The 23,948-nt window shown below is 73.3% G+C and carries 22 protein-coding genes; 12 read left to right on the forward strand and 10 right to left on the reverse strand.

What is annotated here, in order from left to right; all coding sequences use genetic code 11:
- Positions 1-420: 420 nt before the first annotated feature.
- Together ACIGW4_RS17510 and ACIGW4_RS17515 are read right to left on the reverse strand one after the other, a co-directional pair.
- Positions 421-927: a hypothetical protein gene (locus ACIGW4_RS17510; protein ID WP_399581355.1), complete on the reverse strand. Its 507-nt coding sequence runs from the start codon at positions 925-927 to the stop codon at positions 421-423.
- Between the two features lie 406 nt (positions 928-1,333).
- On the reverse strand, positions 1,334-2,461 hold the full coding sequence (locus ACIGW4_RS17515; protein ID WP_123455277.1) for a magnesium and cobalt transport protein CorA: 1,128 nt from the start codon (positions 2,459-2,461) through the stop codon (positions 1,334-1,336).
- A 420-nt stretch (positions 2,462-2,881) separates the two neighbouring features.
- Between ACIGW4_RS17515 and ACIGW4_RS17520 the strand changes: the two genes are divergently transcribed.
- The gene (locus tag ACIGW4_RS17520) at positions 2,882-3,466 is read left to right on the forward strand and encodes a suppressor of fused domain protein (RefSeq protein WP_123455278.1); all 585 of its coding nucleotides are present in this window, start codon (positions 2,882-2,884) and stop codon (positions 3,464-3,466) included.
- A gap of 15 nt (positions 3,467-3,481) precedes the next feature.
- Here ACIGW4_RS17520 and ACIGW4_RS17525 read toward each other — a convergent pair whose 3' ends face one another.
- Entirely contained in the window at positions 3,482-4,708 is a 1,227-nt protein-coding gene (locus ACIGW4_RS17525) for an MFS transporter (protein WP_123455279.1), read from the reverse strand.
- Between the two features lie 176 nt (positions 4,709-4,884).
- On the opposite strand from ACIGW4_RS17525, the gene ACIGW4_RS17530 reads away from it, so the two are divergent.
- The 3 genes from ACIGW4_RS17530 (at position 4,885) to ACIGW4_RS17540 (ending at position 7,493) form a co-directional block, all read left to right on the forward strand.
- Positions 4,885-5,523: a DUF6758 family protein gene (locus ACIGW4_RS17530; protein ID WP_041131110.1), complete on the forward strand. Its 639-nt coding sequence runs from the start codon at positions 4,885-4,887 to the stop codon at positions 5,521-5,523.
- Between the two features lie 117 nt (positions 5,524-5,640).
- Complete coding sequence (locus tag ACIGW4_RS17535) at positions 5,641-6,504, forward strand: PHP domain-containing protein (RefSeq protein WP_123455280.1); 864 nt, start codon at positions 5,641-5,643, stop codon at positions 6,502-6,504.
- A 383-nt stretch (positions 6,505-6,887) separates the two neighbouring features.
- On the forward strand, positions 6,888-7,493 hold the full coding sequence (locus ACIGW4_RS17540) for a MarC family protein (protein WP_093874204.1): 606 nt from the start codon (positions 6,888-6,890) through the stop codon (positions 7,491-7,493).
- A 102-nt stretch (positions 7,494-7,595) separates the two neighbouring features.
- On the opposite strand, the gene ACIGW4_RS17545 is transcribed toward ACIGW4_RS17540, so the two are convergent.
- Positions 7,596-7,748 carry a hypothetical protein gene (locus ACIGW4_RS17545; protein WP_123455281.1) on the reverse strand — a complete coding sequence of 51 codons (153 nt, stop codon included), beginning with the start codon at positions 7,746-7,748 and terminating at the stop codon, positions 7,596-7,598.
- Positions 7,749-7,923: 175 nt separating this feature from the next.
- Here ACIGW4_RS17545 and ACIGW4_RS17550 point away from each other — a divergent pair, with 175 nt between their 5' ends.
- Entirely contained in the window at positions 7,924-8,865 is a 942-nt protein-coding gene (locus tag ACIGW4_RS17550; RefSeq protein WP_398707337.1) for an NYN domain-containing protein, read from the forward strand.
- Here ACIGW4_RS17550 and ACIGW4_RS17555 read toward each other — a convergent pair.
- Complete coding sequence (locus tag ACIGW4_RS17555; RefSeq protein ID WP_123455282.1) at positions 8,849-9,739, reverse strand: alpha/beta fold hydrolase; 891 nt, start codon at positions 9,737-9,739, stop codon at positions 8,849-8,851. The genes ACIGW4_RS17550 and ACIGW4_RS17555 overlap by 17 nt on opposite strands.
- An 83-nt stretch (positions 9,740-9,822) precedes the next feature.
- Positions 9,823-12,435 (reverse strand): DEAD/DEAH box helicase, encoded by a 2,613-nt coding sequence (locus ACIGW4_RS17560; RefSeq protein ID WP_399581361.1) that lies wholly within the window; start codon positions 12,433-12,435, stop codon positions 9,823-9,825.
- Positions 12,436-12,921: 486 nt separating this feature from the next.
- Here ACIGW4_RS17560 and ACIGW4_RS17565 point away from each other — a divergent pair, with 486 nt between their 5' ends.
- Complete coding sequence (locus ACIGW4_RS17565; protein WP_030688588.1) at positions 12,922-13,644, forward strand: ferritin-like fold-containing protein; 723 nt, start codon at positions 12,922-12,924, stop codon at positions 13,642-13,644.
- A gap of 21 nt (positions 13,645-13,665) precedes the next feature.
- Here ACIGW4_RS17565 and ACIGW4_RS17570 read toward each other — a convergent pair whose 3' ends face one another.
- The 4 genes from ACIGW4_RS17570 to ACIGW4_RS17585 form a co-directional block, all read right to left on the reverse strand.
- On the reverse strand, positions 13,666-13,935 hold the full coding sequence (locus ACIGW4_RS17570) for a hypothetical protein (RefSeq protein WP_123455284.1): 270 nt from the start codon (positions 13,933-13,935) through the stop codon (positions 13,666-13,668).
- Between the two features lie 191 nt (positions 13,936-14,126).
- The gene (locus ACIGW4_RS17575; protein WP_073809026.1) at positions 14,127-14,354 is read right to left on the reverse strand and encodes a DUF3107 domain-containing protein; all 228 of its coding nucleotides are present in this window, start codon (positions 14,352-14,354) and stop codon (positions 14,127-14,129) included.
- A 179-nt stretch (positions 14,355-14,533) separates the two neighbouring features.
- Positions 14,534-15,193 (reverse strand): TetR/AcrR family transcriptional regulator, encoded by a 660-nt coding sequence (locus ACIGW4_RS17580; RefSeq protein ID WP_123455285.1) that lies wholly within the window; start codon positions 15,191-15,193, stop codon positions 14,534-14,536.
- A gap of 164 nt (positions 15,194-15,357) precedes the next feature.
- On the reverse strand, positions 15,358-15,573 hold the full coding sequence (locus tag ACIGW4_RS17585) for a hypothetical protein (protein WP_123455286.1): 216 nt from the start codon (positions 15,571-15,573) through the stop codon (positions 15,358-15,360).
- A gap of 138 nt (positions 15,574-15,711) precedes the next feature.
- Between ACIGW4_RS17585 and ACIGW4_RS17590 the strand changes: the two genes are divergently transcribed.
- The 6 genes from ACIGW4_RS17590 to ACIGW4_RS17615 all read left to right on the forward strand — a co-directional run bounded on the left by ACIGW4_RS17590 (position 15,712) and on the right by ACIGW4_RS17615 (position 23,783).
- On the forward strand, positions 15,712-16,677 hold the full coding sequence (locus ACIGW4_RS17590) for an alpha/beta fold hydrolase (RefSeq protein WP_123455287.1): 966 nt from the start codon (positions 15,712-15,714) through the stop codon (positions 16,675-16,677).
- 554 nt (positions 16,678-17,231) lie between these two features.
- Positions 17,232-18,116, forward strand: a complete 885-nt coding sequence (locus ACIGW4_RS17595) for a DUF3152 domain-containing protein (RefSeq protein WP_399581364.1) — start codon at positions 17,232-17,234, stop codon at positions 18,114-18,116.
- Between the two features lie 348 nt (positions 18,117-18,464).
- On the forward strand, positions 18,465-20,192 hold the full coding sequence (locus ACIGW4_RS17600) for an ABC transporter substrate-binding protein (protein ID WP_398707344.1): 1,728 nt from the start codon (positions 18,465-18,467) through the stop codon (positions 20,190-20,192).
- Positions 20,189-21,166 carry an ABC transporter permease gene (locus tag ACIGW4_RS17605; protein WP_398707345.1) on the forward strand — a complete coding sequence of 326 codons (978 nt, stop codon included), beginning with the start codon at positions 20,189-20,191 and terminating at the stop codon, positions 21,164-21,166. Before ACIGW4_RS17600 ends, ACIGW4_RS17605 begins: the two co-directional genes overlap by 4 nt.
- Positions 21,163-22,152, forward strand: coding sequence for an ABC transporter permease (locus ACIGW4_RS17610; protein ID WP_399581367.1), 990 nt, complete (start codon positions 21,163-21,165; stop codon positions 22,150-22,152). The genes ACIGW4_RS17605 and ACIGW4_RS17610 overlap by 4 nt, the downstream gene beginning before the upstream one ends.
- Positions 22,149-23,783, forward strand: coding sequence for an ABC transporter ATP-binding protein (locus tag ACIGW4_RS17615; RefSeq protein WP_399581369.1), 1,635 nt, complete (start codon positions 22,149-22,151; stop codon positions 23,781-23,783). The genes ACIGW4_RS17610 and ACIGW4_RS17615 overlap by 4 nt, the downstream gene beginning before the upstream one ends.
- Positions 23,784-23,948: the final 165 nt, after the last annotated feature.

Consider the following 23,948-nt stretch of genomic DNA (forward strand, 5'->3'; position numbering starts at 1 on the left):
ACGCGTCCTGATGCCCGCAGGTCACGGAACGGGCCTCCGAACGGGAAAAAGGAGCGGCGCGCGCCGGACCCGGTGAGGGCGCCGGCGGCGCGCCCGGGCATCCGTCGTCGTGCTCGGGCTCGCCGATGTGGTCCGCCGGGTCGACATGCGGCGGCCGGCCTCCACGGGAGTCGAGCTTTCGGCGGTTACGTGCCCGGTCGGCCTGGTCGGGGAGGGTGCGGCGGGTGCCGCGGCGGCGCAGGTGGGCCCGGGTCTTCCGCGAGGCGTACGCCTTGTCCGTCCGTCCGCCCGCACGCGATCGGGACGGGCCCGCGGACGGCCCACGCCCGGACGAGGCACGCGTACCTCGTGGGGTCGACGCTCGAGTCCCACCTGATCGCGCCCTGTGCGTCGACTGCGGCGAGCGGCCGCCCCCGGGGCTCAGCGCCGCTTCTTGCGGAACAACAGCTTCGGCAGCCCCGCCGGGACCGGGCGGCGGGTGTTCGCCGTCGTCGGCAGCGGCACGGCGGCCAGGGAGCCGTCCGGCAGCTCCGTGGTCGAGGACCGCGGGTCGAGCCGGACCAGGCGGCACTCGCGCGCCCAGCGCTCGGGCATGGCCTCGCCGTCGGGGGCGTTGAGACGCTTCCCCTTCAGTTCGGCGACCGCCGCGTCCCACTCCTCCGTGCCGGGGGCGATCTCGCGGACGGCGGCGGTCCAGGCGACGAGCCGGCCGCCCTTGTCCTTGCTGCGGACGGTCACCTCGGCCGTACCGCCGTCCACCAGGCCCGGCAGCGGCTGCTCGCCGGGGCCGTCGCCGACGACGTGCGCGGCGCCGTCGTGCCAGACGTGCCAGAGCGCGCGGGCGGGCTCCGTGCCGCGCACCCACACCAGGCCGGACTTCTTGGTGGCCTCCTCGACGAGGGCGGACCCGAGCAGCTCTTCTGTCATGAGCCGAAGCCTATCCACCTCTGTTCTGGACCGGTGCCCCTCCTTCAAGGGCCGGATCCGCGCCGGGGCGTGGGGCCGCACGGTCACCCTGCCGGCGTACGAGGCCGCCCGGCACGGCGGCACCCTGCGCAGGGCTCCGCCCCCGGTACCTCCCGGCGCTGTTCGGCGTGCGGTTTCACCACGCCCGGCAGCCGGGAGTCGCGGGCCGTGTTCGTGTGCGAGGACCCGGACCGCGGCTGGTCGGGCGACGCCGACCGCCACGGGGCCCGGAACGTCTTGCGCCTGTACCGGACGGCCCTCGCGTTCGTCCCGGCTGCCGGGAGGGCGGTCGTCAGGCGCGCGAAGCGCGTCAAGCCCGCTGCCGCGAGGTGAGCGGGAGTCTCCCGGCTCCGGCCGGGAGAGCGCTTCAGAGCCAGCCGTTGCGCTTGAGGGTGCGGTGGATGGTGAAGCAGATCGCGGCGATGCCGACGAGCACCATCGGGTAGCCGTACTTCCACTGCAGCTCCGGCATGTACGCGAAGTTCATGCCGTACACGCCGCAGACCGCCGTGGGGACGGCGACGATCGCCGCCCACGAGGTGATCTTGCGCATGTCCTCGTTCTGCGCGACGGTCGCCTGCGCCAGGTTGGCCTGGAGGATCGAGTTGAGCAGCTCGTCGAAGCCGACGACCTGCTCCTGGACGCGGGCGAGGTGGTCGGCGACGTCCCGGAAGTACTTCTGGATGTCGGGGTCGACCAGCCGCATCGGCCGCTCGGAGAGCAGCTGCATCGGGCGGAGCAGCGGCGTGACGGCCCGCTTGAACTCCAGCACCTCGCGCTTGAGCTGGTAGATCCGGCCGGTGTCGGCGCCGCGCGTGGAGCCCTTCGCGGCCGGCGAGAAGACGTCGATCTCCAGCTGGTCGATGTCCAGCTCGACGGCGTCGGCGACCGCGATGTAGCCGTCGACGACGTGGTCGGCGATGGCGTGCAGCACGGAGGAGGGGCCCTTGGCGAGCAGCTCCGGCTCGCCCTGGAGACGGTGGCGGAGGTTGCGCAGCGAGCCCTGGCCGCCGTGCCGGACGGTGATGACGAAGTCGGGTCCGGTGAAGACCATCACCTCGCCGGTCTCCACGACCTCGCTGGTCGCGGTGAGTTCGGCGTGCTCGACGTAGTGGATGGTCTTGAAGACGGTGAAGAGGGTGTCGTCGTACCGCTCCAGCTTGGGCCGCTGGTGGGCGTGGACGGCGTCCTCGACGGCGAGCGGGTGCAGCCCGAACTCGGCCGCGATACCGGCGAATTCGGCTTCGGTCGGCTCGTGCAGGCCGATCCACGCGAAGCCGCCGCTCTCCCGCACCTGGCGCATCGCGCCGCGCGGCGTCAGGCAGGCGCGGTCGTCGATCCGGCGCCCGTCGCGGTAGACGGCGCAGTCGACCACGGCGCTGGAGGCGGAGTGGTCGCGGGTGGGGTCGTACGAGGTGTACGTGGTGGGGGTCTTGCGCAGGCTGTGCCGGAAGCCCGGGCGGACGGCGGCGGTGAGGTCACGGATCATCGACATGGACGTGCTCCTTCACGGATCGGCCGTCGGCGCGGAGCGTGGCACAGCCCGGAATGGGGACGGTGAGGTACGTCGTCCACAAAGCGGGCGGCACCGGAGGGGCGCGGAGACGGCGGTCGCTACAGACAGGGAAAGGCGAAAATTGCTCTTCCGTCGTGCGAGATGCCGGAGGGGCGGGTCCGTGCCGGACCCGGACGTCACCGGAAAGAGGGCACCGGGCTGGGGTGCGGTGCGGCGGAAGAGCGGCTGGTACTGCCCGACCGACTTCGGTCCATCGCAGTCCCACCTCCTCCGGCCGGTCCCCTGTCGGGGATGACGTGTGACGAGCAGTCGGGAATCCCGACCAGTGGCCAACACTATCAGCCGACAGAGGGTCAATCCCTTACTTTGCCCGTTCCATACGCGATCTATGCTCCCCACATGGGAGAAGTTCTTGCACTGGTCGAGGCCCGGCTGCGGACCGCCCTCGGCGAACCGGACGCGCGGGCCGCGGTGACCTTCCTCGGCACGGACCGGATCGAGGTGCTGCGCTTCGTCGACGGCGACCTCGTGCGGTACGCGACCCTCGGGATGTCCGCACAGCCGATGGCCGATCCGACCTCCGCGCTCGCCGACCCGGTGAAGGGCCCGCGCGCGGAGCTGGTCCTCACGGTACGGGGCGGGCTCGCCGACACCGACAAGGTGCTGCGCCCGCTCGCGGTCCTCGCCGCCACTCCGCAGGTCGAGGGCGTGGTCGTGGCCCCGGGCGCCTCGCTCGACGTCGGCGACCCGCTCTGGCCCGGCGCCCCCTTCAGCTCGGTGCTCGTCGCCGAGTCGGGCGGCCTGGTGGAGGACCTGGAGCTCGACGCCCCGATGGACCCGGTGCGCTTCCTGCCCCTCCTTCCGATGACGTCGAACGAGGCGGCGTGGAAGCGGGTGCACGGGGCGCAGGCCCTGGAGGAGCGCTGGCTCGCGCGGGGCACGGACCTGCGCGATCCGCTGCGCAGGTCCGTGGAGCTGGACTGAGCCCGGGGTCCGGCCTCAGTTCGCGAAGACGCCGACGCCGTCCTCCGTGGCGTGCTTCGGGGCGAGCTCCTCGGCCTCGGAGGTGAGGGCGGCGCGGCGGGTCCACACGATCAGCGCGCCGACGACCGCGGCCGCGCCGGCCACCACGAAGGGCGTGTGGACGTCGCTCCACTCCTCGATCTTCGGGGCGAGGTACGGGGCGGCCGCCGCGGCGAACCAGCGGACGAAGTTGTAGCCGGCGCTGGCCACCGGGCGCGGGGCGTCCGAGACGCCGAGCGCCAGCTCGGTGAAGACGGTGTTGTTGACGCCGATGAACGCGCCCGACAGGACCGTGCAGACGATCGCGGTGGCGTGGTTCCCGTAGCCGAGCACCACCACGTCCGCCGCGAGCAGCACCAGCGAGCCGCCGAGCACCGTGAGCGAGCCGAGACGCCGCTGGAGGCGGGGTGCGACGAGCACCGAGAAGACGGCGAGCAGCACGCCCCAGGCGAAGAACACCGCGCCGGACTTGTACGGCGTCATGTCCAGCACGAACGGGGTGAAGGCGAGCACCGTGAAGAACGCGTAGTTGTAGAAGAACGCGGCCGCCGCGGCCGAGGCCAGACCGCCGTGGCCGAGCGCCCGGATCGGGTCGAGCAGCGAGGTCTTCCGGGCCGGCTTCGGCTGCTCCTCGAGGAAGACCGTGATGCAGAGGAAGCCGATCGCCATCAGCGCGGCCGTGCCGAAGAAGGGGTAGCGCCAGCTCGCGTCGCCGAGGACGGCGCCGAGCAGTGGCCCGCAGGCCATGCCGAGGCCGAGCGCCGACTCGTACAGCAGGATCGCGGCCGCGCTCCCTCCGGCCGCCGCGCCGACGATGACGGCGAGCGAGGTGGAGACGAAGAGCGCGTTGCCGAGGCCCCAGCCCGCCCGGAAGCCGACGAGCTGTCCGACCGTGTCGGAGGTGCCGGCGAGGGCGGCGAAGACGACGACGAGGGCGAGGCCGGCGAGCAGCGTCCTGCGGCCGCCGATGCGGCTGGAGACGAAGCCGGTCACCAGCATCGCGACGGCGGTGATGAGGAAGTACGAGGTGAAGAGCAGCGACACCTGGCTGGGGGTCGCGCGCAGGCCCTGGGCGATCGAGGGCAGGATCGGGTCGACGAGGCCGATGCCCATGAAGGCCACCACCGAGGCGCCCGCGGTGGCCCAGACGGCCGGGGGCTGGCGCAGGATGCCGCCGCCGGGTCGGTTGACCGCTCTCTCCATGCTGTCGCTCCTCCGATCGAGATGGTTGCGATATACACAGAATAAGTTAGACGCGCTAATGAATGCAAGCTACATCTATATGGGTGGGGTCGGAGGCGCGAACGGCTCGGGCCGGACGGGTGATCGTTCGTGGACGTCCTTGACGCGGGGCGGAAGAGCTAGGACCGTTGAGCCCTATGAGGGGCGAACCCAGTTGTCCGAAGTGCGGTGGCAGGGTCAGGGCGCCCGGTCTCTTCGCCGACTCCTGGCAGTGTGACGTGCACGGCTCGGTGCACCCGCTCCAGCCCGTGATCCCGCCCAGCGTCGAAGGCCTCGGGGTCGTGGTGCACAGATCCCACGTCCCCGTCTGGATGCCGTGGCCCCTGCCCGTCGGCTGGCTCTTCACCGGAGTCGCGTACGCCGGGGACGACCGCAGCGGCGGACGCGCGACGGCCGTCGCCTGCTCCGGGCCCGGCCCCCTCGGCGGGATCGGCGAGCTGCTCCTGGTCGCCGAGGAGCTCGGCGTCGGACTCGGCGCGCGGTACGCCGGCATCGACGGACTCGACCCCGGCTCCGGCATGGCCATCGACAAGCCGCCCCAGGCGAAGGTGCTCGCCGCCGGCCGCCCCACCCCGCTCTGGCACGTCACCGGCGCCCCGCAGGACCGCGCGGTCTTCGCGGGCGAGGCGCGCGGCCTGTGGCTGTGGGCGATCGTCTGGCCCGAGCAGTCCGGCCTCCTGATGTACGACGAGCTGGTCCTCACGGATCTGCGCGACGCGGGAGCCGAGGTCGACCTGCTGCCCTGCGGCGCGCTCACCCCGCGGCTGCTCGGCTGAGGGCCCTCCGGGCCCGGGGACGGGGGTCCGTCCGGTGACGTTCCGTACGGACGTGTTCGATTCGCCCGTTATGCTGGAGCGTCCCTCGTCCGTGCCGAGCCCCTGGAGTACCGCGTCGTGCGCATCGATCTGCACACCCACTCCACGGCCTCCGACGGTACGGACTCGCCGGCCGAACTCGTCCGGAACGCCGCCGCGGCCGGTCTCGACGTCGTCGCGCTCACGGACCACGACACCACCCGGGGCCACGCCGAGGCGATCGCGGCCCTGCCCGAGGGGCTGACCCTCGTCACCGGTGCCGAGCTGTCCTGCCGGATGGACGGCATCGGGCTGCACATGCTCGCGTACCTCTTCGACCCCGAGGAGCCGGCGCTCCTCGCCGAGCGCGAACTCGTCCGCGACGACCGGGTGCCGCGCGCCCGCGGCATGGTCGCCAAGCTCCAGGAGCTCGGCGTCCCCGTCACCTGGGAGCAGGTCGCCCGGATCGCCGGCGACGGCTCCGTCGGCCGCCCGCACGTCGCGGAGGCACTCGTCGAACTCGGGGTCGTACCGGACGTGTCCGGCGCGTTCACGCCCGAGTGGCTCGCCGACGGCGGCCGGGCGTACGTCGAGAAGCACGAGCTGGACCCGGTCGACGCGATCCGCCTCGTCAAGGCGGCCGGCGGCGTCACCGTCTTCGCGCACCCGCTCGCCGTCAAGCGCGGCCAGGTGCTGCCGGAGGCCTCGGTGGCCCGGCTCGCCGAGGCCGGGCTCGACGGCATCGAGGTCGACCACATGGACCACGACGAGGCGACGCGGGCGCGGCTGCGCGGGCTCGCGAAGGAGCTCGGTCTGCTGACCACGGGCTCCAGCGACTACCACGGCAGCCGCAAGACCTGCCGCCTCGGCGAGTACACCACCGACCCCGAGATCTACGGCGAGATCACCCGCCGTGCCGCGGGCGCCTTCCCGGTCCCGGGCGCGGGCGGACCCGCCGCCTGAGGCCGCTCCGGCGGGCCGGGGCCACGCGGCCCCGCCCCCGGACCTCCAGGAGCCCCGCGAGGCGCCCGTTTCCCGGTCACCCGGGGACGCGTCCCCACGGCCGCCCGGCGCATGTCGCCCCGGTCGCCCGGGGACCCGCTTCCCGGTCCGTCGGCCGGGTCCCCGCTCTCCGGCCGGTGCGCGCCGCGCCGCGTCCGGTTCGGGCGCGGGCGTCCGTCCCGACCCGGTCCCGCTCCTTCCAGGCCCTTCCTCTTCCCGGTCCGCCCCGTACGGCTCCGCGCCGTGCGCGGGGCGGCGCTCCTTCTGCCCCTTCGCCGGAACCCCACATTCCGCTCCGTGGGGGCACACCCCACCGTTCCACCTCTCCCGCAAGGCACCCCACCGTGTTCGACGTCGCCGTCTTCGGCTCGCTCTTCCTCACCCTCTTCGTCATCATGGATCCCCCCGGGATCACCCCGATCTTCCTCGCCCTGACCTCCGGCCGCGCCGCCAAGGTGCAGCGCCGGATGGCCTGGCAGGCCGTCGCCGTCGCCTTCGGCGTCATCACCGTCTTCGGTCTGCTGGGCCAGCAGATCCTGGACTACCTGCACGTCTCCGTCCCCGCCCTGATGATCGCGGGCGGCCTCCTGCTGCTACTCATCGCGCTCGACCTGCTCACCGGCAAGACCGACGAGCCCAAGCAGACCAAGGACGTCAACGTCGCCCTCGTCCCGCTCGGCATGCCCCTGCTCGCCGGGCCGGGCGCCATCGTCTCGGTCATCCTCGCCGTGCAGAACGCCGACAGCGTGGCCTCGCAGGTCTCCGTCTGGACCGCCATCGCCGCCATGCACGTCGTGCTCTGGCTGACCATGCGGTACTCGCTGCTGATCATCCGCGTCATCAAGGACGGCGGCGTCGTCCTGGTGACCCGCCTCGCCGGCATGATGCTCTCCGCCATCGCGGTGCAGCAGATCATCAACGGCATCACCCAGGTGATCCAGAACGCCTGAGCGGGCACCCGGGGGAGCCCCCGGACACCACTGCGCCCCCGTACGGATTCCGCTCTTGCGAAGTCCGTGCGGGGGCGCGGTGCGTGGGATGGACCCGGCCTGTTACGAGGCCGAGGTCTCGGCGGGGCGGATCCAGATGCGCTGGCCGATCGAGGCGGCCTGCTGCACGATCCGGTTGACGGAGGCGGCGTCCACGACGGTCGAGTCGACGGGCGTGCCGTCGATGTCGTCGAGTCGCAGGATTTCGAAGCGCATGGGCTTCTCCCTTCGTCCGAGTTGATCCTCCTGGGCGGAGAACTGCGTTACGTACGGGTCCAACGCCGTGCGTCCTGCAAACATTCCTTACGCTAAGGAAAATTTTCGGATGGCTAACTACTCGCAGGTGGGGAGTGTGGCGGCCGGTCCCGGAGCGGCGGACAATGAGCCCCGTATGAACGACGCAGACACCTTCCGGCCGACCGAGGCCCCCACCGACACCGATGCCCGCCTGCGCGCGCTGGACACCCGTCTGGAGCGCACCAATGAGCTCCTGCGGCGGATGCTGGCCGAGGTGGCCAAGACCCCTTCCACCCACGCCATCTTCGTCGACGCAGGTTACGTCCATGCTGCGGCCGGGTTGCTGGTGGCGGGCACCGAGGACCGGCGCTCCTTCGACCTCGACGCCGAGGGCCTCATCGAGGCCTTCATCGACACGGCCCGCACGATCTTCGCGGACAGCCGCCTCCTCCGCGTCTACTGGTACGACGGCGCCCGCCGCCGCATCCACACCCCCGAGCAGCAGGCCATCGCCGAACTCCCCGACGTCAAGGTCCGCCTCGGCAACCTCAACGCCAGCAACCAGCAGAAGGGCGTCGACTCCCTCATCCGCACCGACCTGGAGTCCCTCGCCCGCCACCGCGCCATCAGCGACGCCGCCCTCGTCGGCGGCGACGAGGACCTCGTCTCGGCCGTCGAGGCCGCCCAGGGCTACGGCGCCCGCGTCCACCTCTGGGGCATCGAGGCCGCCGAGGGACGCAACCAGGCCGAGGCGCTGCTCTGGGAGGTCGACAGCCAGCGCACCTTCGAGCTGGACTTCTGCCGCCCGTACGTCACGCGCCGCCCCGTCACCACGTACGAGAACGAGGGCGAGCCGCCGCCCTCCCGCGAGGAGGTGCGCTTCGTCGGAGCCCAGATCGCCGCCGCCTGGCTCGCCGAACGCGGCCGGGACCGGCTCGCCGAACTCCTGCCGGGCGCGCCCTACCTCCCCGGCGCGATCGACCAGGACCTGCTCGTCGAGGCGGAACGCCTGCTCAGCCGCTCCCTGCGCGGCCACGCCGCACTCCGGCGCTCCCTGCGCGACGGCTTCTGGCAGCACCTCAAGGCGCAGTACTGACCTCGGCGACCGGGCTGCTCGTCCGCTCCCAGAAGCCCGTGAGGCGGTCCGTCAGCTCCTGGGGGTGCGACACGTTGGGGGAGTGGCCGGCGCCCGCCACCACCGTGTGGTGCGCCCCGGTGCGGGCCGCCGCCGCCGACAGGTCCGCCGGGGCCCAGACCATCTCGTCCGCCCCGTACGCGAAGTGCAGCGGCATCCGCAGCGCGGCCAGCTCCTCCGTGCCTTCCTGACGGCCCAACAACAACCTTCCCGCGCCCGCCAGTTGGGCGATACGGGTACGCATCCAGCGCCGCCGCAGGAAACCCGCCAGCTCCGGGGTGTCACCCGTGGCCGGCTCCTCGCCCCGGCTGTCCAGCCAGCACATGGCCTGCCACACCCGCTCCTTCGGCAGCACCGCGAGCGCGACGCGCAGCACCCGCACCCGGATCCGCTGCGGCCGGGCCACCCGGCCGGGGCCCGAGGAGAGCAGGGTGAGCGAACAGAAGGCGCCCGGTGCGAGGGCGGCCGCCGCGCGGGCCACCAGGCCCCCGAAGGAGTGGCCGACCAGATGCACGGGCCCGTCCCCCAGCGCCGCCGCCTGCGCCACCGCGTCGAGCGCGAGCGCCTTGCGGCGGTAGGCGGCCCGGCCCCGGGGGCCCGGCGTGTCGTTCTGGCCGCGCCCGTCCACGGCCACCGCCCGGTACCCGGCCTCGCTCAGCGGGCCGAGGAGAGCGAGGAAGTCCTCCTTGCTGCCGGTGTACCCGGGCAGCAGCAGCACCGTGCCCCGCCGCTCGCCCGCCGGCGCCGTGTCGAGCACGGCGAACCGGCCGCGCGCGGTCTCCAGACGCCGGGCACGGGTGCGGGGCGGCAGGACGAGGGAACGGGGCTTGCTCATATCTGGACTGTAACGGGGAGAGCGGGAGACGGCCGAGCGGCCCGTCCCCGGTGGGGGACGGGCCGCTCGGGACCGGTGACGGGTCAGCCCTCGGGCTGGGCCACGGCCTTCTTCGTGGTGCGGCGGCGCGGGGCGGCCTTCTTCGGGGCCTCCTCGGTCACCGTCTCCTCGACGGCCGCCGCCTTCTTGACCGTACGGCGCCGGGCCGGGGCCTTCGGCTCGGTCTTCGGCGCGGAGGCCTCGGGAGCCTCGGCCACGACCGCCTTCTTGGCCGTGCGGCGACGGGGGGCCTTGGGGGCCTCCTCGGCCGGCGGGGCCTCGACGGCCTCGGCGACCGGCTCGGCCACGGCCTTCTTCGTGGTGCGGCGGCGCGGGGCGGCCTTCTTCGGGGCGGCCTCCTTCGCCTCCTCCTGCTTCGGGGCCTCCTGCTGGGGAGCCTCCTGCTTCGGAGCCTCCTGCTGGGGGGCCTCCGCCATGACGGGCTCGGCGACGGCGACCGGGGCGGTCGACGAAGCGACGACGATGACCTCGGCGGGCGCCCCGGAGACCGGGGACCCGGCGGGCCGGCGGGCCGCACGGCGACGGCGCGGCGCGGGCTCCTCCGCGACCGGGGCGGCGACGGGCTCGGCGGCCGGGACCACGACCACCGGCGCCTCGGCGGTCACCGGCGAACCGGCGGGCCGACGGGCGGTACGGCGGCGGCGCGGCCCGGGAACCTCGACGACCGGGGCCTCGACGACCGGGGCCTCGGCGACGGGCTCGGCCACCGGGGCGGCGACGGGCTCGGCGACCGGAGCGGCCACCGGCTCCGCGACGGCCTTCTTGACCGTGCGGCGGCGAGGGGCCTTCTTCGGCTCCTCGGCCTTCGGCTCCTCGACGACCGGAGCTGCCTCGGCGACGGGCGCCTCGGCGGACCGCTGGGCCATCAGGGCGATCGCGGCGGTCTCGGGCGTCTGGAACGACACGGTCTCCTCGGCCGGACGCGCCACCCGGGCACGGCGGCGGCGCGGGGCCGGAGCCGGCTCCGCGGCCACGGGGGCCCGGTCGACCGGAGCGGCCGTCACGGCCTCCGGACGGGGGGCACGGGTACGGCGACGGGGGGCCTTCGGCTCCTCGACGACCGGAGCGGCCTCGACGACGGGCGCCTCGGCGGCCTGGGCCTTCGCGGGAGCCTCGGCGGCGGCCGGGGCCTCGGCGACGGGCGCCTCGACGGCGGCCGGGGCCTCGACGGCCTGCGGCTCGGCGGCCGGAGCCGTCGTGACCGCCTGGCCCGCGACCGGCACGCCCCCGGAGGCCGCACGGGTGCGACGACGGCGGCGCGGGGTGCGCGGTCCGGCCTCGGCGCGGGCCTCGTCCGCCACGGACTCGACGGCCGGAGCCGCCGCCGGGGCGTCACCGGACTCGCTGCCGCCGCGGGTGCGGCGACGCTGGCGCGGGGTCCGCGTACGGGCCGGGGGCTCCTCGGTCCGCTCGGCGGCCTTCGGGCCGCGGCCGCGGCGACCGCCGGGCTCGCCCAGGTCCTCCAGCTCCTCCGCGCCCAGACCCGCGCGGGTCCGCTCGGCGCGGGGCAGGATGCCCTTGGTGCCCGCCGGGATGTCCAGGTCCTCGAAGAGGTGCGGGGACGAGGAGTACGTCTCGACCGGGTCGTGGAAGTCCAGGCCGAGCGCCTTGTTGATGAGCTGCCAGCGCGGGATGTCGTCCCAGTCGACCAGCGTCACCGCGGTGCCCTTGGCACCGGCGCGGCCGGTGCGGCCCACGCGGTGGAGGAAGGTCTTCTCGTCCTCGGGGGACTGGTAGTTGATGACGTGCGTGACGCCCTCGACGTCGATGCCGCGGGCGGCGACGTCGGTGCAGACGAGCACGTCGACCTTGCCGTTGCGGAAGGCGCGCAGCGCCTGCTCGCGGGCGCCCTGGCCGAGGTCGCCGTGGACGGCGCCGGAGGCGAAGCCGCGCCGCTCCAGCTGCTCGGCGATGTCGGCCGCCGTGCGCTTCGTGCGGCAGAAGATCATCGCGAGCCCGCGGCCCCTGGCCTGCAGGATGCGGGAGACCATCTCCGGCTTGTCCATGTTGTGCGCGCGGTAGACGTGCTGCTTGATGTTGGCGACGGTCACGCCCTCGCCGTCGGGCGAGGTGGCGCGGATGTGCGTCGGCTGCGACATGTAACGGCGGGCCAGGCCGATGACCGCGCCCGGCATGGTCGCCGAGAACAGCATCGTCTGGCGCTTGGCCGGAAGCATGTTCATGATCTTCTCGACGTCGGGCAGGAAGCCCAGGTCGAGCATCTCGTCGGCCTCGTCGAGGACGAGGACCTTCACGTGCGAGAGGTCGAGCTTGCGCTGGCCGGCGAGGTCGAGCAGGCGGCCGGGGGTGCCGACGACGACGTCGACGCCCTTCTGCAACGCCTCGACCTGCGGCTCGTACGCCCGGCCGCCGTAGATGGCGAGCACGCGGACGTTGCGCACCTTGCCGGCGGTGAGCAGGTCGTTGGTGACCTGCTGGCACAGCTCGCGGGTGGGGACGACGACGAGCGCCTGCGGGGCGTCGGTCAGCTGCTCGGGCTTCGCCCGGCCGGCCTCGACGTCCGTGGGGACGGTGACGCGCTCCAGGATGGGGAGGCCGAAACCGAGGGTCTTGCCCGTGCCGGTCTTCGCCTGGCCGATGACGTCGGTGCCGGTGAGGGCGACCGGAAGGGTCATCTCCTGGATGGGGAAGGGGGTGACGATGCCGACGGCCTCCAGGGCCTCGGCCGTCTCGGGGAGGATTCCGAGTTCTCGGAAAGTCGTAGTCAGGGTGCTGCCTCTTCTGTGAGACGCGGTGCGAGGCGAACGAAGGGGGTCGTACCGTGCCGGGATCCTCCGGGGGGATCAAAAGAGATCACCGCCGGGTGGCGCGGGACCACTGCCGTCGCTCGAGCGTCGTACCGCTGAGGGTGACCCTTCCGCGGGTCCGCCGGAAGGGCTGTCGGGCCGGAGCCGATCGGGCCACCGACCGGGCATCCTCATTCATGAGTCGGCCCACCGAATACGTCCGAACGTGCGAAAGCATGTCCGCATACTCAGCAGGCGCCTTACCACTGTACCCCGGATTCGCGCATGTGTGTTGGGAGAAATCGCGATGAGGGCACGGTCACACTGACTGACCAGGGCCTTCCCGGGCCCCGCGAGCGGGCTATTGTGCGCTGCATGGAGACGCCTGACAACGCCACACCCACCGGGATCGCCGCCAAGGACTGGGCGGAGGCTTCCGCCGAGCCGCAGTACCGCGCCGCCGTGATCGACCTCCTCGGCGCCCTCGCCTACGGAGAGCTCGCGGCCTTCGAGCGGCTCGCCGAGGACGCCAAGCTGGCGCCGACCCTCGCGGACAAGGCGGAGCTGGCGAAGATGGCCTCGGCCGAGTTCCAGCACTTCGAGCGGCTGCGGGACCGCCTCGCCGCCGTCGACGCCGAGCCGACCTCGGCCATGGAGCCCTTCGCGAAGGCGCTCGACGACTTCCACCGCCTGACCGCGCCCTCGGACTGGCTGGAGGGCCTGGTCAAGGCGTACGTGGGCGACTCGATCGCCAGCGACTTCTACCGGGAGGTCGCGGCCCGCCTCGACTCCGACACGCGTGGCCTCGTCCTCGCGGTGCTCGACGACACGGGCCACGGCAACTTCGCGGTGGAGAAGGTCCGCGCGGCGATCGACGCCGATCCGCGCGTCGGCGGCCGGCTCGCGCTCTGGGCGCGCCGGCTGATGGGTGAGGCGCTCTCCCAGGCCCAGCGCGTGGTGGCCGAGCGCGACGCGCTCTCGACGATGCTGGTCGGCGGCGTGGCGGACGGCTTCGACCTCGCGGAGGTGGGCCGGATGTTCTCCCGGATCACCGAGGCGCACACCAAGCGCATGGCCGCGCTGGGCCTCGCGGCCTGAGACACCCGGGCGGTGCGCCGGTCAGACGGTGGCTGATCGGCGCAGTCTGCGGGAGGCCGGGCGGATCAGCAGCGACAGCAGCACCGCCGCCACCGCGACCGCGCCGATCAGGGTGGCGAGGAAGTGGCCGGGGCCCAGCGCCCCATGGGTCACGAGTGCGCCGAAGACACCGCCGAGCGCCCCGGTGACGAGGACGAGCGCGCGGACGGGGAGGCGGTCGGACAGTCGCTGCGCGGCGACCCAGGCCAGGGCGAAACCGAGCAGGGCGGAGCCGAGGGCTTCCAGGAACACTGCGGATCACCTCGCGAGGGGTGCGGGGCGGGTGGTGCGGTCACAGGCGTCCTACCCCGGGCGTCCGAGACGCAATCCTCCCGTACCCCCTGACGTGGGAATACGGAAGTACCGGAGTACGGGAGTACGGACAGACGAAAGGCCCGGCGGACCGAAGAGGTCCACCGGGCCTTTCCCGTCGGATCCGGGGCTCAGAGCGCGCCGAAGCCCACACGGCGCACGGTGGGCTCGCCGAGCTCCACGTACGCGATCTTCTCGGCGGGAACGAGGACCTTGCGGCCCTTCTCGTCCGAGAGGCTGAGCAGCTGCGCCTTGCCGGCCAGCGCGTCGGCCACCGCGCGCTCGACCTCCTCGGCGGACTGCCCGCTCTCCAGAACGATCTCCCGGGGTGCGTGCTGCACGCCGATCTTGACCTCCACGGCTATGTCCCTCCGAACGGTCAGCGTTGCGCGAATACCCGCGCCGTACGCTGCACACATTAGCCCGGTGAGGGGACCCGTACGGGTCAGCCGCCCCACGCCAGGAGCGAACAGGCTCCGAGGGGGTCCCCCTGCTGGGGCGAAGCCGAGAGCTCGGGGGAGCGGCGCGCGCGGGCGGGTCAGTGGCCCTCGGCGCTCAGCTGACCGTCCACCGGGTGCAGCGGGAAGCCCGCGATGCCGCGCCAGGCGAGCGAGGTGAGCAGGCCGACCGCCTTGTCGCGGGGGATGCTCGACTCGCTGGACAGCCAGTAGCGGGCCACCACCTGGGAGACCCCGCCGAGGCCGACGGCGAGCAGCATCGACTCGTCCTTCGACAGGCCGGTGTCCTCGGCGATCACGTCGGAGATGGCCTCCGCGCACTGCAGGCTGACCCGGTCGACGCGCTCGCGCACGGCCGGCTCGTTCGTCAGGTCGGACTCGAAGACGAGCCGGAACGCGCCGCCCTCGTCCTCCACGTACGCGAAGTACGCGTCCATCGTCGCCGCGACCCGGAGCTTGTTGTCCGTGGTGGAGGCCAGGGCCGTGCGCACGGCCTGCAGGAGGGCCTCGCAGTGCTGGTCGAGCAGGGCGAGGTACAGCTCCAGCTTCCCGGGGAAGTGCTGGTACAGCACCGGCTTGCTGACGCCGGCCCGCTCGGCGATGTCGTCCATGGCGGCGGAGTGGTACCCCTGGGCGACGAAGACCTCCTGGGCCGCGCCGAGCAGCTGGTTCCGTCGGGCACGTCGCGGCAGGCGCGTGCCCCGGGGGCGTGCTGCCTCTGTCTGCTCGATGGCGCTCACGCGGCCTCCCAAAAATCGATCCATGTGCGCTGTCGCGCCGCGCCGCCATCGTACTTTTGGGTAACCCGGCCGTGCGCGGTGCGAACGCAGAATTTCACGGACCGGACGCCCAGGTCGACAGCCGATTCAAGATTAAACCGAACAAATCAGCGGGACCCGAGTGCTCAGCGGTAGTCGTCCTCGTCGAGGGCGACGACACGCGCCTGTTCGGACGCGTCGGCCTCGTTCGCCGAGTCGCGCTCGAGATGGGTGGGCCGTTCGTCCTCGCGCTGCTGCAGTTCGGTGTGCTGCTCGGCCGCGTCGGCCTCCGGGATTTCCTCGTCCAGCACGACGACCTCTTCCTCGGTGAATGTGTCCGGCTCGTTGGGATCGACAGTCATGCGGCTCCTTCCGGGTGCGGGTCGCGGTGCTCCCGATGGCCCTCACTCCGAGCCTAGGAGCGAACGCGCCCCGCCGCACACGCACCTGTGACCCCACCCACACGCGACCGCGCGTGATCGTCTCGTAATATTGCGGCCATGTCCTCGACCGAGCTGCCGGAAACCCGGACCGCCGCCGCCTCATCCGCGTCGCGGGTCCGCGCCGTACGGGTCGCCGAAGGCGAGGAGCTCCGCTCCGTGGCGCTCCCCGGGCTCACCCTCACCGTGCGCGCCCGGCCGGGGAACCGGCCCGGTCTGCCGCCCGCGCTGTACGTCCACGGGCTCGGCGGCTCCTCGCAGAACTGGTCCGCCCTCATGCCGCTGCTCGCGGACCACGTCGACGGCGAGGCGGTCGACCTGCCCGGCTTCGGCGACTCCCCGCCGCCCGACGACGGCAACTACTCGGTCACCGGACACGCCCGCGCCGTCATCCGGCTCCTCGACGCCGGCGGACGCGGCCCCGTCCACCTCCTCGGCAACTCGCTGGGCGGCGCCGTCGCCACCCGCGTCGCCGCCGTCCGGCCCGACCTGGTCCGCACCCTCACCCTCGTCTCCCCGGCCCTGCCCGAGCTGCGCGCCCAGCGCACCGCCTGGCCCACCGCGCTGCTCGCGGTGCCCGGCGTCGCCTCGTTCTTCGCGAAGCTCACCAAGGACTGGACGGCCGAGCAGCGGGTCAAGGGCGTCCTCGCGCTCTGTTACGGGGACCCCGGACTGGTCACCGACGAGGGTCTCCGGCACGCCGTGGAGGAGATGGAGCGCCGCCTGGAGCTCCCCTACTTCTGGGACGTCATGGCGCGCTCCTCGCGCGGCATCGTCGACGCGTACACCCTGGGCGGGCAGCACGGGCTGTGGCGGCAGGCGGAGCGGGTCCTGGCCCCGACGCTGCTGGTCTACGGCAGGCGCGACCGGCTCGTCTCGTACCGGATGGCCCGGAAGGCGGCCGCCGCCTTCCGCGGCTCGCGCCTGCTGACCCTCCCCGAGGCGGGGCACGTGGCGATGATGGAGTACCCGGAAGCGGTCGCGCGGGCCGTCCGGGACCTGATCGCCGATGACGGCGGGAGCTGATCCGGGGCGTGGGACGACATAGTCGCAAGGGCTCCGCGCCCTCGGTGGCCGACACCGGGCAGCAGGCGGGAGCGGGGGCGGGGGCGGGGGTGTCCCCGGCGGGCCCGCCGCCTGGCACGGGACGCCGCCGCAGGACGACGGGCGTCCCCGGCCAGGACGCCACGACGCAGGGGTACGGGACCCCGGCGCACGGCACGCCGATGTACGGCACGCCGGCGCAGGGGACTCCGCAGTACCGGGATCCGGGGCAGGGGGGACCGCGCCAGGGGGCTCCGGCGCAAGGTGCCCCCCGTCACGGCACTCCCGCGCACGGCACTCCCCAGTACGGCGCCCCCGCGCAGGGTGGTGGCGCCGGGCACGGGGGGCCCCGGCATGCCACGCCCGCTCATGGGACCCCCGTCTACTCCGGCGCCCCGGCGCGCGGTGTCCCCGCCCGCGGGGCGGCCGTGCGGGGCGGTCATCCGCAGCACGACGAGACCTCCGCCCCGCGCCCCGCGTCCTACGGCCCCCGTGGCGCCGCCCGGACCGCCGCGCCCGAACGGGACGGTGCCGAGGTGCCGTTCGTTCCCGAGCCGCGCCGGGAGGGCGCCGACGAGAGCCCGGAGCCGGAGGCCCCGGCCTCCCGGGGCGGGCTCGGCCGCACCTTCACCGGGATCGCGGCCGCCGCCGTCGCCACCGTCCTCGCCGTCGTCGTCGCCGGCCAGGTCACGGGCAGGGGCGAGTCGCCGTCCGCCGCCCATGCCGCCGGGCGGCCGAGCGAGCGGCCCACGGACGGCTCCGCCTCCCGCTCCGACGACCGGCCCGTCCCGGCGAAGCCGGCGCCCGCCGCCACCCCGCCGACGTACGAGCAGCTGATGACCCGCCAGTTCCCGATCGATCCGAAGCTGAGGGGCTCCGGGGAGTTCGAGACCGTGCCGGGCCTGGCGAAGGCGCCCGGCAAGGGGAAGCTGATCCGCTACCGGGTCGACGTCGAGAAGGGGATCGGCCTCGACGGGAAGCTGTTCGCCGACGCCGTGCAGAAGACCCTCAACGACAGGCGCAGTTGGTCCGGCCGGGGCGAGATGACCTTCGAGCGGATCTCCAGCGGCGAGCCGTTGTTCGTGATCACGCTCGCCAGTCCGGGGACCACCGGCGCCTGGTGCGCGAAGTCCGGGCTCGACACCACCGTCGACAACGTCTCCTGCGACTCGGCCTCGACCCAGCGCGTGATGATCAACGCGTTCCGCTGGGCGAAGGGGTCGGACACCTTCGGTCCGAAGGCGATGCACGCCTATCGCCAGATGCTCATCAACCACGAGGTCGGACACCGCCTCGGGCACGGGCACGTCAGCTGCCGCACGCCGGGCGCGCTCGCCCCCGTGATGCAGCAGCAGACGAAGTCCCTGGACATCGACGGCATCAGGTGCCGCCCCAACCCCTGGGTGTATCCGGCGAGTTGACGTCCCGCCCCGCCGAGGGCCGTCCGCATCCCGAGACGACCGTCTCGGGATGGCGCGCATGCGCGTTGACATCGCTCACGCGTTCGTCCATATTTCTCGGCATGTCGCACCGTCACGCCTTTTCCGGCAGCGCCGCTCTCGAGCTGGCGCTCTTCGGCGTGACCGGACACACGGTCGCCGACATTCTCTGTAGCTGACGCAGCCCGAGCGCTCGTCGGCTTCCCGTTTTTCTCGCCGCGCCCGGGTACTTCGTTCCCGCAGGCGCCGTCTCCCTTTTCCGGGTCCTTTCTCCGTGCCTGCGGAATTCCCTTTCTCCTTTCCGCAGTCACCCCGAGAGGTTCCCTTCCGATGCGTCATTCGTCCGTCATCCCGCGCCGCGTGGCAGCGGCCGCCGTCAGTGTCGTCCTGGCCTCGGGCGCCGCCGCCTGCGGCCCCGAGGACGCCGGCGCCAAGGGCGGTACCTCCGGCAAGGCCGCGGGCGCCCCGCAGAAGGGCGGCACGCTCACCGTCCTCAACAGCGAGGCCCAGAGCGACTTCGACCCGGCCCGCCTCTACACCTCCGGCGGCGGCAACGTCCCCTCCCTCGTCTTCCGCACGCTCACCACCCGCAACCGCGAGGCGGGCGCCGCCGGCACCCAGGTCGTCCCCGACCTCGCCACCGACACCGGCCGCCCCAACAAGGACGCCACGGAGTGGACGTACACGCTGAAGGAGGGCCTGAAGTTCGAGGACGGCACGCCCATCACCAGTGCCGACATCAAGTACGGCATCGAGCGCTCCTTCGCGGCCGAGCTCTCCGGCGGCGCGCCCTACCTGCGCGACTGGCTCGTCGGCGGCGACGCGTACGAAGGTCCGTACAAGGGCGGCAAGGGCCTGGCGTCGATCGTCACCCCCGACGCGCGGACCATCGTCTTCAAGCTGAAGAAGCCCGAGGGCGAGTTCCCCTTCGTCGCCACGCAGACGCAGTTCGCCCCCGTCCCCAAGGCCAAGGACACCGGCGCGAAGTACGAGGAGCACCCCGTCTCCTCCGGCCCGTACAAGGTCGTCGAGAACGAGAACGACGGCGAGCACCTCGTCCTGGAGCGCAACGAGCACTGGGACCCGAAGACCGACGAGGAGCGCAAGGCCTACCCCGACAGGATCGACGTCAGGTCCGGTCTCGACGAGGCCGTCATCAACCAGCGCCTCGCCACCTCCTCCGGCGCCGACGCCTCCGCCGTCACCACCGACACCAACCTCGGCCCCGCCGAACTCGCCCAGATCGGATCCGACAAGGCGCTCGCCGCCCGCGTCGGCACCGGCCACTTCGGCTTCACCGCCTACCTCGCCTTCAACCCGAAGGTGAAGCCCTTCGACAACCCGAAGGTCCGCCAGGCGATCTCGTACGCGATCAACCGCACCAGCGTCGTCAACGCGGCCGGCGGCTCCGCGCTCGCCGAGGCCACCACCACCTTCCTGCCCGAGCAGAAGGCCTTCGGTCACACCCCGTACGACCACTTCCCCGCCGGGAGGACCGGCGACCCGGCCAAGGCCAGGCAGCTCCTGAAGGAGGCCGGGTACCCCGACGGCCTGACCGTCACCCTGCTCCACTCCACCGCCCAGAACCGGCTCACCAGCCCCGAGGTCGCGACCGCCGTCCAGGAGGCCCTCGGCAAGGCCGGCATCACCGTCAAGCTCGACGGACAGGAGCCCAACTCCTTCAACGAGAAGCGCTGGAGCGTCAAGGACGCCCCCGGCTTCTTCCTCTCCCGCTGGGGCGCCGACTGGCCGGCCGGCGGCCCGTTCCTCGCGCCGATCTTCGACGGCCGCCAGATCGTCACCAACGGCTCCAACTACAACCACGCCCAGCTGAACGACCCGGCGGTCAACAAGGAGATCGACGAGATCAACAAGCTGACCGACCTCAAGGCCGCCGCCGCCCGCTGGGGCGCCCTCGACAAGAAGATCGGCGAGCAGGCCCTCGACGTGCCGCTCTTCCACCCGGTCTACAAGCGGCTCGTCGGCAAGGACGTCAAGAACGTCGTCATCAGCGACTGGACCGGCGTCCTCGACATCTCGCAGGTCGCGGTCAAGTGACCACGGTGACCGACGCGCCGGCGCCCGTGGCGGGACCTCCCGCCACGGGCGCCGCCCGGCAGGTGTGGCGACGGCTGCGCACCCGCCCGGCCGCCCTCGTCTCCGCCGCCGTCCTCCTCCTGCTCGTCCTCCTCGCCCTCGCCGCGCCGCTGCTCGCCGCCCTGACGGGCCAGGACCCGCACACGTACCACGACGACCTCGTCGACTCGGCCCGCGGCGGCGTCCCGTACGGCTCCTTCGGCGGGGCGAGCGCCGACCACTGGCTCGGCATCGAACCCGGCACCGGCCGCGACCTGTTCGTCCGGCTCCTGTACGGCGCCCGGATCTCGCTCCTCGTCGCCGTCGGCGCCACCGCCGTCCAGATCCTCATCGGCGTCCTCGTCGGCCTCGCCGCCGGGCTCGGCAGCCGGTGGCTCGACGGGCTCCTCAGCCGCCTCACCGACGTGCTCGTCGCCCTGCCGATGCTGATCCTCGCCCTCGCCCTGACCGCGGTCGTCCCGCGCGACTTCCCCCGGCCGCTGCTCCTCGTCCTCGTCATCGGGCTGCTCGGCTGGTCCTACGTCTCCCGGATCGTGCGCGCCCAGACCCTCACCCTCAGGAGCCTCGACTTCGTCGCCGCCTCCCGGCTCACCGGCTCCGGGCGGTGGCGGACCGCCCGCAGGGAACTGCTGCCCTCGCTCGCCGCGCCCGTCATCACCTACGCGGCGATCTCCTTCCCCACCAACATCGTCGTCGAGGCCTCCCTCTCCTTCCTCGGGGTGGGCGTCACCCCGCCCACCCCCTCCTGGGGACAGATGCTGTCGACGGCCCAGACCTGGTTCCGGGCCGACCCCGCGTACGTCCTGCTCCCCGCCGGACTGCTCTTCACCACCGTGCTCGCCTTCACCGTCCTCGGCGACGCCGTCCGCACGGCCCTCGACCCCCGCGAGGCGAGCCGGCTGCGCGTGGGCACCCGTAAGGAGACCGACCGATGACCCGCTTCGCCCTCAAGCGGCTCGCGGGTGCCGCGCTCGTCCTGCTGACGCTCTCGGTCCTCGTGTACGCCCTCTTCTACCTGGCGCCCGGCGACCCCGCCCGGCTGGCCTGCGGCGAGCGCTGCAACCCCCTGCAGATCGCCCAGGTGCGCGAGCAACTCGGCCTGAACAGCAGCGTGTTCAGCCAGTACCTGCACTTCCTCCAGGGCGTCCTCACCGGCCGCGACTACTCCACCGGCACCGCCGTCGTCCACTGTGACGCGCCCTGCCTCGGCCTCTCGTACCAGAACGACCAGCAGGTCACCCGGCTGATCCTGGAGCGCCTCCCGGCCACCGCGTCCCTCGCCCTCGGGGCCATGGTCGTCTGGCTCCTCGTCGGCGTCGGCACCGGACTCCTCTCGGCGCTCCGCCGGGGCGGCTTTACCGAGCGCGCCCTCACCGTGCTCACCCTCGCCGGGACCGGCACGCCCGTCTTCATCCTCGGGCTGCTGCTCCTCATGGCCGTCTGCGCCTACCTCCAGTGGCTGCCCTTCCCCTCGTACGTGCCGTTCGGCGAGGACCCCGAGCAGTGGGCCTGGAACATGCTGCTGCCCTGGCTCACCCTCGGCTTCTTCGAGTCCGCCAAGTACGCCAGGCTGACCAGGAGTTCCACCCTGGAGACGCTCGCCGAGGACCACATCCGGACCTTCCGCGCCTACGGGGTGGGGGAGCGGTCCGTCGTCGCCCGCCACGCGCTGCGCGGCGCCGTCCCGCCGGTCATCGCGGTCAGCGCCGTCGACCTCGGCTCGATGTTCGGCGGGGCCGTGCTCACCGAGTCCCTCTTCGGCATCCCCGGGCTCGGCAAGACCCTCCTCGACGGGGTCCGCACGATCGACCTGCCCGTGGTGGTCGGCGTCGTCCTGGTGATGGGCGCGACCGTCGTCCTCGCCAACGTCCTCGCGGACCTGCTGTACGCGGCCGCCGACCGAAGGGTGGTCCTGACGTGACCGCGCCCCCGCTGGTGGAAGTCAGCGACCTGACCGTCGAGTTCGACGGCGGCACCCGGGCCGTCGACGGCCTCTCCTTCACCCTCGGCGAGGGCCGCGCGCTCGCCCTCGTCGGCGAGTCCGGCAGCGGCAAGTCCACCGTCGCCGGCTCCCTCCTCGGCCTCCACCGGGGCACCGGCGCGCGGGTCGGCGGCACCGTGCGGGTCGGCGGCATCGACGTCGCCGCCGCCGGCCCCGCCGAGCTGCGGCGGCTGCGCGGCGGGGTCGCCGCCATGGTCTTCCAGGACCCGTTGTCCGCGCTGGATCCGTACTACTCCGTGGGGGACCAGATCGCGGAGGTGTACCGGATCCACCGGCCCGGCTCCGGAAAGGCCGCCCGGGCCCGCGCCGTCGAGGTCCTCGACCGGGTCGGCATCCCCGACGCGGCCCGCCGCTCCCGCTCCCGCCCCCACGAGTTCAGCGGCGGCATGAGGCAGCGCGCCCTCATCGCCATGGCCCTCGCCTGCGAGCCGAAGCTCCTCGTCGCCGACGAACCCACCACCGCCCTCGACGTCACCGTGCAGGCCCAGATCCTCGACCTGCTGCACGAACTGCGGCGCGAGACCGGCACCGCGCTGCTCCTCGTCACCCACGACGTCGGCGTGGCCGCCGAGAGCGTCGACGAGGTGCTCGTCATGCGCGACGGGCGCGAGGTCGAGCGCGGACCCGTCGCCGGGGTGCTCGGCGCGCCCTCGGAGCCGTACACGCGCACGCTGCTCTCGGCCGTGCCCCGGCTCGACGGACCGGCCCGGACCCCCTCGGCGAAGGGGGAGGGGGAGACCCTGCTCGAAGCGGTGGACCTGCGGCGGGAGTTCGGACGGGGCAAGGGCAGGGTGACCGCCGTCGACGGGGTCTCCCTCACCGTCCGCGCCGGCGAGACCCTCGGCGTCGTCGGGGAGTCCGGCAGCGGCAAGACCACCCTCGGCCGGATGCTCGTCCGGCTCCTCGACCCCACCGGCGGCGAACTCCGCTACGGGGACACGGAGATCGGCGCCCTGCCCGAGCGGCAGCTGCGCCCGTACCGCCGCGAGCTCCAGATGGTCTTCCAGGACCCGGTCTCCTCCCTCAACCCGCGCCGCTCCGTCGGCGAGTCGATCGCGGACCCGCTGCGCGTGGCGGGGGAGCGGGACGAGACCCGGATACGGGGGCGCGTGCGGGAACTGCTCGACCGGGTGGGGCTCGACCCCGACCGGTACGAGGCCTATCCGCACGAGTTCAGCGGCGGCCAGCGCCAGCGCGTCGGCATCGCCCGCGCGCTCGCCGCCGAACCCCGGCTGATCGTCTGCGACGAGCCCGTCTCCGCGCTCGACGTCACCACCCAGGCCCAGGTCACCGCGCTGCTCGCCGAGCTCCAGGCCGAACTCGGCCTCGGGCTCGTCTTCATCGCGCACGACCTCGCCGTCGTCCGGCAGGTCAGCGACCGGGTCGCCGTCATGCGCGGGGGCCGGATCGTCGAGCAGGGCACGGTCGGGGAGGTGTACGGGGCGCCGCAGGACCCGTACACCCGCCAACTGCTCGCCGCCGTCCCCTCCCTCGACCCGGTCCTCGCGGCGGAGCGCAGGGAACGGCGCCAGGAGCTGGCCGCCGCCTGACGCTCCGTGACCGTTCCGCCGCGTACCGCGACAGAACGCGATCGGGGTGGGAAAGTTACGTGCATTCACCCCTTCCGGTGGGGGGGGGGGGGGGGGGGGGGGGGGGGGGGGCGGGGGGGGGGGGGGGGGGGGTGGGGGCGCGGGGGGGGGGGGGGCGGCGGGGCG

This window comes from Streptomyces sp. NPDC053513 (assembly GCF_044544765.1).
In the GTDB taxonomy this organism is placed as follows: Bacteria; Actinomycetota; Actinomycetes; order Streptomycetales; family Streptomycetaceae; genus Streptomyces; species Streptomyces litmocidini.